This window comes from Plebeiibacterium marinum (assembly GCF_026013615.1).
GTDB classification, from domain to species: Bacteria; Bacteroidota; Bacteroidia; order Bacteroidales; family Marinilabiliaceae; genus Saccharicrinis; species Saccharicrinis marinus_A.
Window position 1 is genome coordinate 100,111 of the sequence record NZ_JAPDPI010000014.1, and the last position, 14,814, is coordinate 114,924.

The following is a 14,814-nucleotide window of genomic DNA, read 5'->3' on the forward strand; positions in this document are numbered from 1 at the left end:
GCAAAACAAATTATCATGGCAGAAATTAATGAGCAAAATGATTTGTACCCTTCGATGGAAGAAATAGAGGGTTTAGAAGAAGCGATTCTTGAAAAAGAGGAAGATGCTTTAGAGAAAGAAGAAGACCAGGACGATGCGGTCGAAGGCATTGGCGATTTAGGTCGTTCACGCCGTAGAACAAGACGCAGAGGGCGCAGAAGTCGCAGAAGAACCAGTCGTAAACGTGCTGTACGTAGGTCATACAACGCCGGAGCAAGAAGTACGGCTGTAAAAACAGGACTTACCAAAGACCTGACTTCAAAAGGTCAGTTTGAACTTCGCAGACAGCAATTGCCACCAGAAGTGCAAAAAGCATTGAAAGATGCACGTATGCAAACCGTTGACACGGCAATCTACACCGTTAAGTCGATTAAGGATAAGTCCGACATTGATTTGATGGAGGCATCGGACGATAAAAAGGCTGGTCGTACCAACCTGAACCGTGCGCAGTTGGATTCAGGAAAATATTTCCTGTTAACTGATATTGTTCTTGAGTACGCTCACGGAGCATCTGAAGAAGACAACGACCCGGCAGATTTTGCTTTTGGTCAGTTTGCTTTACCTCCGGCAATCTTGAACGGTACTTTCGAGATGACGTTAGGCACGAAGGTTATTGTACCTGAAATCTCATGTGCGGTATTCGATGATACCGATACCACAAAACGCAAATTCCAATACAAGCTTGCCAATCCAAAATGGTTAAAGCCATCAATGGATATTACACCAAAGCTGAACATGCCGAAATCGGTATCAGGTGATAAGATTTACCACCCTGCCGTTAAGGTTACGCTATTGGGAACTATCACAGAGAAAGCATAAGAGCTTGATATGTCATAATCGTTCGGGGGCGGTCAGCGGTTGTTAACCGCCCCTTTTTTCTTCTTAATCATTTGAAAAATGGAAGTACAAGACAATAACATACGCAAATTACAGGTCGTGAAATTCGAGGTTAAAAAAGGTCAGACTTACGAGTTTAACGGTAATACCAAAACGGAACATGACCGTATCAAAGGCATATTCTTACGCCTATCCAACCAACAGGCATTACCCGGTGCCACACTTAGGGTTTGGATTGATGATACAGAGATAATCCCCGATGATACCGAAGTAGCATTGCTTCATCACAACGATGATATGAGCATTAAGGACGTAGCTTTTCCTGTGGATGAAAAAGCCAAGAACAGCCCTGTGCGTGTCATTTACAAAGACGACAGCGAGAACCTGGCTGTTAATGAAAGCTACAATGTTCGTGTGTATCTGCTTGCCGAGGTAGAGAAAAAGAAATAACGCTAAAATCTCCCGACAATGAAACGATATTTTGTAATTACAAAAACCTCAGTTGGCAATAAACACATCAACGAACAGGACTTGCTCCCTGCTTCCTGTAAACTGATTACAGGCATTGCAATAAACGCCCTGGTTAAAAAGGAATCGGGATTGGAAGATGTAGCACAGGATTTAGCATTTCCACAGGCTTTAATATCCGATTTGTTACTGACCGATGGCATTACCAACCTGTTCTATTCATACTTACGCACAAGGGCAAGCGAAGCAGAAAGCAAAGACTTTTTTGAGACTGATATTCTTCCGGCAATCGTTGATATTCTGAGCAACAATATCAAATTTACTTGTCTCGATGCAGAGCAGCAAAGCAACCTGAATAGCAGTATTGCAGAGCTTTTCAATACGCAGTTTGCCGATTATCTATACAACGAAGTGGGTTTGTTTGAAAAAGGTCAAACCATTTCAAGCTTTGAGTTTGCTGACTTGATAGCACAGGAAACATTAACCTTTGCCTATCTGCATAAATCCGATGTTTTTCTTCGCCCTGTTAAGGTTTACAAACAGCCAGAACCTTATGAATGTGGCAATATCAGCCTATTGGTTAATGGCAACAGTTTTCTATTGCGTGATTACATGCTTACTGCAAACCGAAAGGTAAAGCATCTGAGCAAAGAGGTTATCCCATTCCATGAGCCTTTGGAGGTAAACAGCAATATCCATACAGTTTTTAAGAGCAACAAAAACAGTGGGGACAATACGCTAACCATTAGAATCTACATTGAATATGAACACGAGTGAATTATTACATACCATCGCAAAAGACCGTGTTTCAGGGATGCGAACCATCGACAGCTACCAATTAAAACCAACGGTGATAATGGTAACAGGTTCGGATATTTCGCTGGACCTGAAAAACGACATGTGGATTCTGAACACCAAAGGTCTGCCAAGCTCCATTGATGAAATGGAACTTATAAGCAGCGATAACGTGTTTACCGCTACACCCGAAGAATACGACTTTATGGATGAATACCGCTACCAGGTATTCACCGATTACATAGACATCAAAACCCAAGCGGAAAACTTTAAGCCTTACCGATTGGAGTTTGTAAAGATTATTCCCCACCGAAATTAATACGACTATGTTGGATTACAGAGAGCAAATACAAAGCATATACGAGTTTATAAAGCGTTCCGAGGACGAACAAAAATACCCTTACGCTTACGAAATATACCTGGTTACCGCAGCACAGGAAACAGCACTTACGTCAAGAACCTCCGGAACTGAAAAGTTTAACCGTGACATTGAGAGTGCCATTGAAAAGGCAAAGCAGTCTCATGGTTCACTCAGGGTTGATGTGTTTGGAGGCAAAAGCCCCAATGCAAGAAGCCTGAATAGTTACAAGGTGAACATCAGCAAGCTTTTGAATCCTCCCAAAGAACCCATTGAGAGAGCCGAGATACAAACTATTATCCAGGAGGAAATGAAACAGAGCCAAATCCAAAACAACACCAATGGATTGGGTGAACTGGATTCCTTGTTAGGATTATTTTCAGGAGATAACCCTGCTGTAAAATCTAAACTTGACGGTCTGTTCGGAGTATTCAATGCCTTATCTGGCAATAACAAAGAGGTTGAGCGAATCAGCTACCAAAAGCAGTTGGATGATTTCAAGTTCGAGACACGCTACAATACTTTGGAAGAAAAGTATGAGCGTTTGCGCAACGAGAATGCTGAACTACGAGCTGAGAAAGACCGCTACCAAAGCGAAAACAGGGAACTGAAAACCGATAAGACAGACCTTGAAAGCCGTCTTGCCGGGTATGCTCCCAATGAAGTGATGAAACGTGTTGCCACAGGTGCTTTGGTCGGTATCGGTTCACGCTTGCTTACCAACAGTCCAAAAACAGCAGAATTATTAGGCTTATCAGCCGAAGAACTCAAAGGAGCATTGGGAATGCTCGATGATACCGAGGAAGAATCAACGCAGCTCCCTGAAACCAATGTTGAGATTACCGACATAGGAACGGCTAATACACCCGAAGACCGCAAGAAAGCGGAGATTATTAAAAAGCTATCCGATGCCCTTTTGACATGGGAACTACAAGATGTAGCCAAGATTGCAAACATCGTTGGCTTGTGCCTTGACAAAGCAGAGCTGATTAATAAAACCCTTCTGTTCCTGAACCAAGCTGTGAATGGCATATCAGAACAGGAACCGGGGAGCGCAGAGTTTGATAACGAGGATTTAGATAACGATTAAAAAATACGATTATGAGAAAGTTTAAAGTAGGAATCACCATTGAAGCTGACAGTACCGAAGTAGTTCAGCAAGTAGGAAATCTTTTGCAAAATGCAGTCAACAAGGTTGAGCAACAGGACATGATTAAGCTCCTGACCAAGGTTGCCAAGAACCCGAATATTGTAAAAACCGCATTACGATACATCTAAAAAACTCAGCACCGTGCAACAGTTACCACCAGTAAATAAAGCAACATTAATAGCCAATGGCATTAAATACGGATTGCCCATTTTGGGGGTTGGTATCGGTATTTACGCTGTTAAAAAGCTATTGTTTAAGAAGAATCCTGATGGCACTTCATCAAGGATTGCTCCATCTATAAAAGATACGGTTATCGACAGGCAAAACCTGACTATTTCTGCTTCTGATGCTGCTTTATATGCCAATACGCTGTACGGTGCAATGCTCGACTTTGGTACAGATGAAAAGGTCATTTACTCCACCATTGATAAGATACAAAGCAAGGATGACATGCTTTTGGTGATTAAAGCCTTTGGCATGAAACAGTATTTGTGGGGAACCAGGGCAGCATTTTTAGGTCAGGATTTTAACCTGATTGGCTGGTTCAGACAGGAACTCAGCGAAAGTGAAATTTCCAAAATCAAACCCAAGTTCGACAGTTGGGGAATCCCTCTCTAACAGGCAATGCCTGAGATGATTATTCAAGCATGAGCTATTAAAAAACAAATGAGAAAATGAACAAGAAGATATTATTTATTTCGGGAGGGGTGTTAACCACAGGGGCAATAGTTACCACAATTGTAATGATTCGCAGACGAAACAAACGCAAGCGTGGGCTATTGCCTCCTCGTGGTTCAAACGTTTTGACGACCAACAATAACGAACTGCCCTCAAACTTTCAGAATTGGAACGGTGGAAATACCTATCTATCCAATGCACCTAGGGGCATCCGAAACAACAATCCGGGAAACCTGATTTTCACCAACATCAAGTGGAACGGCAAACTACCCAAAGAGCAAAACAAAGACAGGCGTTTTGAAATGTTCATTGCTCCGGTTTATGGTGTTCGTGCTATGATTAAAGACCTCAAGCATGACATTGAGAAGGGCAAAAACACAGTACCGCTATTGGTCGAAGAATATGCACCCCGATTTGAAAACAATACAGACCATTACATTCAAACGGTTTGCAAGGATTTAAAGGTCAGCAAGAGTGCAAAGCTCCTGCCTACCAAAAATACACTCCGCTTATTGGTGCTTTCAATGACAAAGGTTGAGACAGGCGGTAATTACGTCTCCAACCAATTGTTTGAGCAAGCCTACGCAATGATTTAGCAATTAAAAAGACTTTAGATATGGGAACGATAAAAATGTTTAGGGGAACAACCCCACCGTTATTGAAAAAAGGCGAATGGGCTTCGGATGGCCAGTACGCTTATTTGGGTATGGAACACGAACAATACAAGGTGTTTCAGGGCGTGTTTGACATGAGTAAAGACCAGCAGATAACGGGTTTTGAATACGATGTTGAACGCAAAGCGATTATTATTCCTTCGGGAACTCCTTTCTCAAAGCTTCAAAGGCTGTTTGATTCCCTGCCTAAAGCATTGAAATACCATACCAATAAAAGTGCAAGTATCAGCATCATGTTCGAGGATGGTACTTACATCAACGATTTGGGAACGTTCCTGGTCCTTCGTGATTTCTCTTACCAAATCAACATCTGCTCATTGAGCAATAAGGTGGATGGTGTTGTTGGAACATACGTTAAGCCTGTAATTTTCCAAAGTGATAAGGCTATTGAGATTTACAATAGTGCTATCAATTTTGCAGATATACGGTTTGAATATACTGATGCCGGAAGTGGTGCAATTGCCTTTCTGAACAGTACCACCAACATTGATGATTGTTGTTTCGAGGCAAAGGTCAATCAGTCGTGTGTATTTGACAGAGGCTACAACAAAATTGTTTTTTCTGATACCTACTTCAAGATGAACAGGGATATTCAGGACACGATACTTGACAGGGCTTCGGTCGGTTCATTCATCAATATTGCACGTTCAAAATCCGCTCCGGAATACAGACCAAAAACCATTGTTCAGCAAATAAGCGGTGGTCTGATTATCGCCGGGAATGTTGAAGACTTACTCATTTCAGAAAAAAGCCCTGTGTACATGCCCAATGGTGGTATCGAGGTACACGGTGGTTTTGTAACCGACCCTGATGGAAATATCAATATTGCGATTCCAACAAAGCTTTCGCAATTGGAAAACGATATGAACCTGACTTCCAATTTTGAAGAACTGCAAAACAAACCAACAACCATTAGTGCAGAACAGGCAACGGCAATTGAGAACAACAACAAAAAGAGCAGCTATCCACAAGCTGATGCTGAAAAGCTTGCAGGGATTGAAGAAGGTGCTACTGCCGGGGCAGATTGGAATACAAATATTCAAAATAAGCCAACTACCATATCAGTAGAACAGGCAGCAGCTATCGAGGCAAATACGCAAAAGCGTTCCTATTCAGAAGCCGATGAAAACAAGTTAGCAGGAATTGAAGAAAACGCCACCGTTGGAGCTGATTGGGACATGAATGTGCAGAACAAACCTGTAACCATCTCCCCACAACAAGCAGCCGATATTGAAGCCAATAATGCTAAACGCAGTTATCCCCAAGCTGATGAAGATAAACTTTCAGGCATAGAGGAAAATGCGACAGCCGGAGCTGATTGGGAAACAAATATCGCCAACAAACCGACTACAATTTCAGAGGAACAAGCGACCGCAATTGAAGCGAATACAGCCAAACGTTCTTACCCCGAAGCTGATGAAACCAAATTGGCAGGGATTGAAGAAGGTGCTACTGTTGGAGGTGATTGGGAAACTAACATTCAGAATAAACCTGTTACCATATCGGCAGAACAGGCAGCAGCTATTGAGGCAAATACCGAAAAGCGAAGCTACCCACAAGCCGATGAAGATAAGCTTTCAGGCATTGAAGAAAACGCAACTTCCGGGGCTGATTGGAATACCAATATTCAGAATAAGCCTACTACTATTTCAGAGGAACAGTCAACCGCAATTGAAGCAAACACGGCAAAACGTTCATACCCCGAAGCGGATGAAACAAAGCTTGGAGGAATTGAAGAAGGTGCGACTGTTGGAGCAGACTGGGAAACCAACATTCAGAATAAACCTGTTACCATATCGGCAGAACAGGCAGCAGCCATTGAAACCAATGCCCAAAAACGCAGCTACCCACAAGCTGACCAGGACAAACTTTCGGGTATTGAAGAAAGCGCCACAGCTGGGGCGGATTGGAATACGAATATCGCCAATAAGCCTACCACAATAACAGAGGAACAAGCTATCGCTATCGAAGCGAATACAGCAAAACGCACTTATCCCGAAGCGGATGAAACCAAACTTGGAGGAATCGAAGAAGGGGCTACCGTTGGAGCTGATTGGAATACCAATATTCAGAACAAACCAACAACCATTTCGGCAGAACAAGCAGCAGCCATTGAAGCCAATAATGCTAAACGTTCATACCCCGAAGCCGATGAAACTAAACTTGGCGGTGTAGAAGAAAATGCCACCGTTGGGGCTGACTGGGATGTCAACTTGCAGAATATTCCTGACTTCCTGAAAAAGTTCATACAGGTGTATGCTGATTCCGGCATTTTCTCAGGTGAAGATTGGGAAGCAAAGCTGGCTGAGATACTGAACTTCCAAATCAACTTCATGAAAAACTTCGTGGATGCTGATGTGGATAGCCTTTCGGTAGATGTTGCAGGAAACAATCTGAAGCTCACTTTCAAAGACGAAACAGACAAAACCATTACACTACAATAATTATGAAAGCATTAGTAATAGCAAGCCTTTTCTCGGCATTTATAGCATTGGTAGTTTACCTTACCTCAATCATAGCGGTTCATGGCATCCGCAAATCAATTTCCGATAGCAATTACTTCTTACGCAAACCCTACAAGCTTGTATTTGAGATAGTGATGTGGGTTTGTGGACTGGCCATCATCATAACAGGTCTTTTTATTAAAGAATCTGCCGATTGGTGGGTTATCGGAGGTGGTATCGGAATCTTTTTAGTCGGTGTATTTTCCGACTTTAAGCGAAACCTGTTTATCCGGATTGCTCACTATGTATCGGCAATTGGTGGTTTTGCACTCCTTGGATTAAGCTATTATTTCAGCTTTGGTAATATCGAATACACCATCATCATCGCTATTTCGGCTTTAATTGCAACAGGCTTTGCTGATAAGCGAATTTGGTGTTTAGAGCTGACAATGGCAGCAGAGATATTCGTAGGTCTTTTCTATTTGGCGCACACAATCATGTAGTTCTGGTTTGTTCATGGATAAAAAGGGCTACATATCAAGGATTCGTGAGGATTTAAAAGGCGGACGTAAGCACTCTAAAACCACTATTGAAAGCATTGCCAAAAGCTTCGGTATTGCCAATAAAAACTTGGTGAAAGAATTTACCGAACTGGCAATAATCCTTAATGCAAGAGAGATAGCACACGACAGTTCGCTGACCACTTACGAAAAGTACCTTGATATTGTAGCCCTGTATCAATCACAGGTTAACCTATCCATGCGCACAAGCATGAGTGTGTTGATGCAGCAATATTCCACTCCGGCACCCATTTCGTTCCTGGCATCGAGTTATATCTTAAAATCAGGCAGCTTATCAGGCTACAAGGCTTTTAAGAATATCGTAAAGGGAAGCACTAAAGGTAAAATTGTCGGCAATGCTCATCTTACCAATGATAAAAACGATTTTCCAAGGTATTTAGAGCCATCGGCAGGGAACGGACTTTTAACCATTGCTTTGCCTTATCACTATACCCATGTTAACGAGCTGGATGATGTAAGGCTTGCCAACCTGAAAGAACAACCTTTTGCAAAGGTCAGCTCTTGGGATGCTTTAAAACCTCCGGTAGCTTATGACAGAACCTTTGACGGCATAGTTACGAATCCACCTTTCGGTTCACTATCTCAACCTGAACTTTTCGGAAAATTCAAAATCAAGCGGTTGGAACATGCAATGGCATTAAATGCTTTGCGTTGCATGAAGGATAATGGAAAAGCTGCCATTATCATTGGCGGTCATACCACTTGGGATGAACATGGTCGTGTAACCGCAGGAACTAACCGTATTTTCCTGAATTACCTCTACCACTTTTACAACGTTGAAGATATTATCCCGATTAACGGTAAAAAGCTTTACTCCAGACAAGGAACTTCAATCAATACAAGGTTGATTCTGATTGATGGAGCAAAAGCAATTCCCGATGGAGCATCTCCGCTTAAAAATAAATTGCACAGCACCGTTGTCAATACACATGAAGAACTTTGGGATAGGGTTGGTTTAGGCAATGGCAAAAAACCAAAGCAACAAACCAAAGATGCGAAGGTCATTAAACTTCGTGCTAAAGCCATCCTGATAAAGCAGAAACAACTTTCGTCAATTAATACCCAAAAGAGTTTTGAAATAATCCATAATGAAATTGTGGACTATTTAAAGAATATTAAAGGAGCTTATCAAATAGAAGATGTGTTTGAGAATCCCAATAAATACGGTGATGTTGTTTCTCATTTCTCAGCAAGATACGACCAGAAAGACAGGTGGAATTATAGAAAAGCTCAATTTGTTATTACCTGGAATCAGTTAAGACTTTTCATCCCTGATTTTGGTTATAGAATTCTTTCTAAACCTGAAATAGATAGCATTATACCATTCTTGAAAGAAGGCTTTCCACTACTATTTAATTCCCCTGCCTAATATGAAACGTAGTGTAAGCTCCATATTAAAACTTAAAGCAAAAGCCATAGTCATTAGGCAAAAGCAGTTATTCTTGGGAGGTATTCCTACGAGTGAACAGCTACGCATTTTGGTAGCTTGTGAAGAAAGCCAGACAGTTACAATGGCACTTCGCAGTCAGGGGCATGAAGCTTATAGCTGTGATATTCTTCCAACCACAGGTAAACATCCCGAATGGCACATCCAGGATGATGTGTTGAACCAATTAGATAAAGGTTGGGATATGATGATTGCTTTTCCACCATGCACCTACTTGACAGTTTCAGGCAATGCCTGGATGCACGACCCGGAACGTCAAAAGGAACGCAGGAAGGCATTGGCTATTATCCGCAAACTGATGAAAGCTCCGATTGATAAAATTGCCATTGAAAACCCTATTGGTGTTATCAGTACCGCCATCCGCAAGCCTGACCAAATCATTCAGCCATACTTCTTTGGTGACAACGCAAAGAAATCAACTTGCTTGTGGTTAAAGAACTTACCGCTGTTAGAACCAACCGATATGCTTGATGAAGACCAATTGGAATACAAGCATTGGTACGACAAGAAGAAAAAACGTTGGAGACGGCAACCGCTTTGGTACTACAAAGCAAGGGATTTAAGCGATGAAGAAAGACGCAGGGTTCGCAGTAAAACCTTTCAGGGGATTGCCGATGCTATGGCTGACCAATGGACGGCAAAACAGCAAGTAAATAATAGAAAAACTGCCTAGCCATGAAGATACTGAACTTATATAGTGGCTTGGGAGGAAACCGCAAATTGTGGAAAGGTGTTAGCGTGACTGCCGTTGAGAATAACGAGCAGATTGCAGCCGTTTACAAAAAGCATTTTCCAAATGATAAGATTGTGATTGGTGATGCACATGATTACCTGGTCCGCAATTTTCGTGACTATGATTTTATTTGGAGCAGTCCACCGTGTCAGAGCCACAGCAAGATGATGAGAGCCACACGGCACACCATTAACAAATATCCTGACTTAAAACTATATGAAGAAATCCTTTTACTCAAATACTTCTTCAAGGGCAATTGGGTAGTTGAAAATGTAGCCCCTTATTACGAGCCACTCATAGAACCAACCGCTAAAATTGGAAGGCATTTGTTTTGGAGCAATTACCATATCGAGGCAATTGATATTCCCGGAATCAAAGGCATTTTCTCTGCTACTCCGCAGGAACTTAAAAAGCAGTTAGGCTTCAATTACAAGGGTAATATTTACTACAAAGGGAATCACGATGGAGGGCAAGTTTTGCGCAATTGTGTTCACCCGAAACTTGGACTGCATGTACTCAATCAGGTTAGTCAAGGCAAAGCAAAAAGGAAGGCTTTCATTCAGCAGAATCAAATAAAGGCAAGGGCAATTGAATTAAAACAGAAGCAGTATGAAACAAACAATAGCATTTAGCAAAAGCAGCATTACCATAAAATTTGGTAGCGTTCCACCAAAACATATATCGGCAAGGCTTATTGAGTTGGGTTTTAAAACCACCAACAACAAAAGCTTTGTTCGCACCAAAAAGCTGGCTCAGAACGAGCATGAGTATTTACAAGGAATGTTCGGTCATAAAGGGCTGGGCATGGCATATATCCCAACAGCCGAAAAAGGTTTTATCCTGGATACAACCGTTCCCGATTCTATGGGACATGAAATGCACATCGCTATCCGAAAGGTTAAGAAAAGTATCGGGATGCCTTTGTTTGACTATGCCTGTGAGAAACTCGATTACAGTAATGACGAGCTTGTAAAGTCGCTTTCATGTGAACAGATTGATGCCGTTTCTTTGGCAATTTACAATATCGAGAAGCGTGGCCAAGGAATAATTGTTGGCGACCAAACAGGAATCGGCAAAGGAAGAACCGCAGCAGCTTTAATCCGCTATGGTGTTAAAAGTGGATTGCAACCTGTGTTCCTTTCGGAAAAGCCCAACCTGTTTACCGACCTGTATCGGGATTTATCCGATATTGGAAGTTCTGCCCTGGTTCCGTTTATCGTGAATACCAAAGAAAGCAAAACCAATGTTAAGGACAAAAGCGGAGAAGTCATTTATACAGCTCCCGAAAAACCTACACAAGAGCGAATTATCAAGGGTAAGAAAGTACCCAACAATTACAACTTTGTTTGTGCCACTTATTCGCAGTTCAATCAGCCGAAAAAGCCAGCCAAACAAGAGTTTTTAAATGCTGCAAGTAGCGGGAATATCATCATAATGGACGAAGCTCATAACGCTTCGGGAAGCTCAAATACAGGTGAGTTTATGCAAGATGTATTAAGGCAAACCAAAGGCGTTTGTTTCCTTTCAGCCACCTTTGCAAAGCGACCTGATAACATGCCGATTTATGCTCAGAAAACTTCGATGAGCGATGCCAATATGAGCAAAGAGGATTTGGTTGAAGCCATCACCAAAGGCGGTGTTGCATTACAGGAAGTATTAGCAGCCCAATTGGTTTCAGAAGGTCAGATGATTAGGCGTGAACGTTCTTTTGAAGGTGTGGAAGTCAACTACATCGAGCTTAAAGAAAAAGCCAAAGAGCAAGCCGAAACTGCCGACAAGATTACCTCAATCATCCGTGATATTATCGGATTCCAGGAGAAGTACATCAATAAACAAGTTGATGAGCTTGATAAGATTGCAGCAGCCGAAAGTAAAGAGGTTGAAACACGCAAAGGAACTGAGAAAGCCGGGGTTGATAATATTCCTTACTTCTCCAAAGTCTTCAACGTAATCAATCAATTGCTCTTTAGCCTGAACGCTGCCGATGTTGCCGACCATGCTATTAACAGGTTAAAAGAAGGTAAGAAACCTATCATTGCTTTTGCCTCCACAATGGGAAGCTTTTTAGAAGGAATGGCAAAACCCGATGATGTGATAAACGGTGATTTCTCAACCGTTTTAGAAAAGGGATTGGATTCAGTTCTTCGTTACACAGAAAAGGATATTGACGGAGAATCACAGGGCAAACAGTTTAATATTGCCGATTTATCGGAAGATGCTCAATTGGCTTACTACGATATTATCAGACGAATTGAACAGGCTTCAACAGGCATTACTATCAGCCCGCTTGATTTGATAATCCAAAAGATAAAAGAAGCCGGCTATTCAGTTGGTGAGGTTACAGGTCGAAAGCTTTGTGTACAATACAACTCTACCAAAGCAAAGAATACAACGGCTTTGGTGATGAGCCGAAAAAAGGAAAATACAGCTGACTTGTTTCGTCAGTTTAATGATAATGAAATTGATTGCTTGCTGATTAACCAAAGTGGTTCAACAGGAGCTTCGGCACATGCCATTGTAACCGATAAGGTGCCAGCAGAAAAGGTGAAGCAGCGTGTAATGGTGATACTCCAACCTGAGTTGAACATCAATACCGAAATACAAAAGCGTGGACGTATTAACCGTACAGGGCAGATAATGAAACCGATTTACGATTACATTATCTCATCCATCCCTGCACAAAAGCGGTTTATGATGATGCTTAAAAAGAAGCTGAAATCATTGGATGCCAATACCACCTCCAACCAAAAAAGCAGTAAATCACAATTGGAATCCGATGACTTTCTGAATAAGTACGGTGACAAAGTGGTTCGCCAATACATGTTGGAGAATGAAGAGCTAAACAAAGCCCTGGATAACCCGCTCAAATTTGAGGGCAAAGAGAGTGATGAGACACCATCCGAAGGTGATGCTTCAAAAGTAACAGGGCGTGTGGCTGTTCTATCTGTAAAGGAACAAGAGAAATTCTATCAGGAAGTCATTGAGCGATATAACGATTACATCGAATACCTCAAGCAAGCCGATGAGTACGACTTAGAGGTTGAAGTCCTGAACCTAAAAGCGGAATCCCTTGAAAAGCGTGTGGTGATTGCCGGGAAAGGTGGACGTTCTGTTTTTGGTAACGATACTTTTTTGGAAAAATGCGAATGCAACGTACTTAAAAAGCCCTATGGCAAGGCTGAACTTGAAAAGTTGATTCAAAAACAACTAAACGGTAAACATCCCGATAGCGTTTCTGAAGAAATAGTATCATCCCATGAAAAGTGGGTATTAACTAAATTAAATTCAGATTTAAAAGATTTAGAAACCAAATACTTAGAACTGCAAGCGGGGATTATCTCCGAAAAGGGGTATCAGAAAATCCCCGTTTTCGATAAAGCTGCCCAACAGGATTACATCGCTGAACGAACCGAAGAAATTGAAGAAGGGAAACAAGCAGAGATTACCAAGACCAAAACACAAAGCGAGAACCGCAAACGCTACCTGAACAACTTTTTTAAGTTCTTCAAAGTCGGTCATGGTTATTTCTATCCGGCAGTAAGTTTTGAAACTGATAGCAGCGATAATTCATACTGCGTATTTCTTGGTTTCGACATTAATCCTAAACGCAAGAATCCTTATGCTCCATCATCGGTGAAGCTTCGCTTTGCCATATCGGACAGTCGTAAATACATCGTTCTCCCTGCATCGGGCGATACCGCTAAAGAAATTGAGCGTGTCATGAGCCGTAGTATGCAGCTCACAACAGGTCAAAAAGAAAGTTTGATTGAGCGTTGGGATGAAGCCATTAAGGACTTCACAGCAGACCGACAAACCCGATACATCGTAACAGGAAACATATTACAAGGCTCTGCGGACTTTCCGGGCAAGTTGGTGAGCTTCACCACCAAAGGCAGAGGTGTTCAAAAAGGTATTTTAATGAGTGAGGCATGGTCGCCAGATAACAACGATAATAAAGCAGATAACTATGTTGTAGCTCCAATTGCCAAACTGCAAAAGCACATTATGAGCCTTCGCAACGGGGCTACCATTGCGACCGAAAACAGGATTACAATAGCCAGGCATTATGATGGCTCTTTTAAGGTCATCATGCCTAAAACCAAAACACATATCCCCATTTACACCGATAAAGAAGTGGTGAAGCTTCTGGTTAATAATCGGGATGGTTTTGAAATGGTATCGGGCAATATGAGGGCTTCCGTTGAAGAAAGCAAGATGCCCAAACTTCTTAATCTGCTTGGTGAGCGATTCAGTTTATCGGTTAAAATTCCTCGCCATTACTACGATGAGTTTTTGGATAAAGGAACAAAGCGAAGCAATACAACCGATAGCCTTACCAATGAAGCAATGAAGATGTTTGAGCAAGACAAAAAGGAATTTCCCAAACGACTGGCCAAACAAAAGCAATCCGCACCCAAGGGCAAGAAAATAAGCATCGACAACGGCAAGCAACTGAAACTTGTGAAGCTTCGTGCAAAGGCAATCCTGATTAAGCAGAAACAGCTTCGGGCAGTTGCCGGGCTTGGTACTCATCCTAAAATCAAGACCATACTATGACGGAAAAGGAGTTTTATAAAAAGTACAAAGCCATCCACAAGGATATTCGCACC

Annotated in this window: 14 protein-coding genes; all 14 read left to right on the forward strand. The window is 41.9% G+C overall.

The window, feature by feature from the left end:
• Window positions 1–15: 15 nt before the first annotated feature.
• The 14 genes from OM074_RS08565 to OM074_RS08630 all read left to right on the forward strand — a co-directional run bounded on the left by OM074_RS08565 (window position 16) and on the right by OM074_RS08630 (window position 14,761).
• Window positions 16–858 carry a hypothetical protein gene (locus tag OM074_RS08565; protein ID WP_120271258.1) on the forward strand — a complete coding sequence of 281 codons (843 nt, stop codon included), beginning with the start codon at window positions 16–18 and terminating at the stop codon, window positions 856–858.
• A 78-nt stretch (window positions 859–936) separates the two neighbouring features.
• Complete coding sequence (locus OM074_RS08570; protein ID WP_212191656.1) at window positions 937–1,326, forward strand: hypothetical protein; 390 nt, start codon at window positions 937–939, stop codon at window positions 1,324–1,326.
• A gap of 18 nt (window positions 1,327–1,344) precedes the next feature.
• Window positions 1,345–2,121: a hypothetical protein gene (locus OM074_RS08575; RefSeq protein ID WP_301199050.1), complete on the forward strand. Its 777-nt coding sequence runs from the start codon at window positions 1,345–1,347 to the stop codon at window positions 2,119–2,121.
• Window positions 2,108–2,458 (forward strand): hypothetical protein, encoded by a 351-nt coding sequence (locus tag OM074_RS08580; RefSeq protein ID WP_301199051.1) that lies wholly within the window; start codon window positions 2,108–2,110, stop codon window positions 2,456–2,458. The genes OM074_RS08575 and OM074_RS08580 overlap by 14 nt, the downstream gene beginning before the upstream one ends.
• Before the next feature lie 7 nt (window positions 2,459–2,465).
• Entirely contained in the window at window positions 2,466–3,587 is a 1,122-nt protein-coding gene (locus OM074_RS08585; protein WP_301199052.1) for a hypothetical protein, read from the forward strand.
• Window positions 3,588–3,598: 11 nt separating this feature from the next.
• The gene (locus tag OM074_RS08590) at window positions 3,599–3,775 is read left to right on the forward strand and encodes a hypothetical protein (RefSeq protein ID WP_301199053.1); all 177 of its coding nucleotides are present in this window, start codon (window positions 3,599–3,601) and stop codon (window positions 3,773–3,775) included.
• A gap of 13 nt (window positions 3,776–3,788) precedes the next feature.
• On the forward strand, window positions 3,789–4,265 hold the full coding sequence (locus OM074_RS08595) for a hypothetical protein (RefSeq protein WP_301199054.1): 477 nt from the start codon (window positions 3,789–3,791) through the stop codon (window positions 4,263–4,265).
• Window positions 4,266–4,321: 56 nt separating this feature from the next.
• The gene (locus OM074_RS08600; protein WP_301199055.1) at window positions 4,322–4,921 is read left to right on the forward strand and encodes a hypothetical protein; all 600 of its coding nucleotides are present in this window, start codon (window positions 4,322–4,324) and stop codon (window positions 4,919–4,921) included.
• 20 nt (window positions 4,922–4,941) lie between these two features.
• Window positions 4,942–7,443: a hypothetical protein gene (locus OM074_RS08605; RefSeq protein ID WP_301199056.1), complete on the forward strand. Its 2,502-nt coding sequence runs from the start codon at window positions 4,942–4,944 to the stop codon at window positions 7,441–7,443.
• Between the two features lie 2 nt (window positions 7,444–7,445).
• Complete coding sequence (locus OM074_RS08610) at window positions 7,446–7,946, forward strand: hypothetical protein (protein ID WP_301199057.1); 501 nt, start codon at window positions 7,446–7,448, stop codon at window positions 7,944–7,946.
• Window positions 7,947–7,959: 13 nt separating this feature from the next.
• The gene (locus tag OM074_RS08615; protein WP_301199058.1) at window positions 7,960–9,393 is read left to right on the forward strand and encodes a class I SAM-dependent methyltransferase; all 1,434 of its coding nucleotides are present in this window, start codon (window positions 7,960–7,962) and stop codon (window positions 9,391–9,393) included.
• Window position 9,394: 1 nt separating this feature from the next.
• Entirely contained in the window at window positions 9,395–10,144 is a 750-nt protein-coding gene (locus OM074_RS08620; protein ID WP_301199059.1) for a hypothetical protein, read from the forward strand.
• Window positions 10,145–10,146: 2 nt separating this feature from the next.
• Complete coding sequence (locus OM074_RS08625) at window positions 10,147–10,836, forward strand: DNA cytosine methyltransferase (protein ID WP_301199060.1); 690 nt, start codon at window positions 10,147–10,149, stop codon at window positions 10,834–10,836.
• A complete protein-coding gene (locus tag OM074_RS08630; RefSeq protein ID WP_301199061.1) occupies window positions 10,814–14,761 on the forward strand; it encodes a strawberry notch C-terminal domain-containing protein in 3,948 nt (1,315 codons plus the stop codon). The genes OM074_RS08625 and OM074_RS08630 overlap by 23 nt, the downstream gene beginning before the upstream one ends.
• Window positions 14,762–14,814: the final 53 nt, after the last annotated feature.

Excerpts from the sequence above, each read along its gene's own strand:
- OM074_RS08565 (WP_120271258.1), top strand. The coding sequence starts at position 16 with ATGGCAGAAATTAATGAGCAAAATGATTTGTACCCTTCGATGGAAGAA.
- OM074_RS08615 (WP_301199058.1), top strand. The coding sequence starts at position 7,960 with ATGGATAAAAAGGGCTACATATCAAGGATTCGTGAGGATTTAAAAGGC.
- OM074_RS08605 (WP_301199056.1), top strand. The coding sequence starts at position 4,942 with ATGGGAACGATAAAAATGTTTAGGGGAACAACCCCACCGTTATTGAAA.
- OM074_RS08580 (WP_301199051.1), top strand. The coding sequence starts at position 2,108 with ATGAACACGAGTGAATTATTACATACCATCGCAAAAGACCGTGTTTCA.
- OM074_RS08585 (WP_301199052.1), top strand. The coding sequence starts at position 2,466 with ATGTTGGATTACAGAGAGCAAATACAAAGCATATACGAGTTTATAAAG.
- OM074_RS08625 (WP_301199060.1), top strand. The coding sequence starts at position 10,147 with ATGAAGATACTGAACTTATATAGTGGCTTGGGAGGAAACCGCAAATTG.
- OM074_RS08630 (WP_301199061.1), top strand. The coding sequence starts at position 10,814 with ATGAAACAAACAATAGCATTTAGCAAAAGCAGCATTACCATAAAATTT.
- OM074_RS08600 (WP_301199055.1), top strand. The coding sequence starts at position 4,322 with ATGAACAAGAAGATATTATTTATTTCGGGAGGGGTGTTAACCACAGGG.
- OM074_RS08620 (WP_301199059.1), top strand. The coding sequence starts at position 9,395 with ATGAAACGTAGTGTAAGCTCCATATTAAAACTTAAAGCAAAAGCCATA.
- OM074_RS08610 (WP_301199057.1), top strand. The coding sequence starts at position 7,446 with ATGAAAGCATTAGTAATAGCAAGCCTTTTCTCGGCATTTATAGCATTG.
- OM074_RS08570 (WP_212191656.1), top strand. The coding sequence starts at position 937 with ATGGAAGTACAAGACAATAACATACGCAAATTACAGGTCGTGAAATTC.
- OM074_RS08590 (WP_301199053.1), top strand. The coding sequence starts at position 3,599 with ATGAGAAAGTTTAAAGTAGGAATCACCATTGAAGCTGACAGTACCGAA.
- OM074_RS08575 (WP_301199050.1), top strand. The coding sequence starts at position 1,345 with ATGAAACGATATTTTGTAATTACAAAAACCTCAGTTGGCAATAAACAC.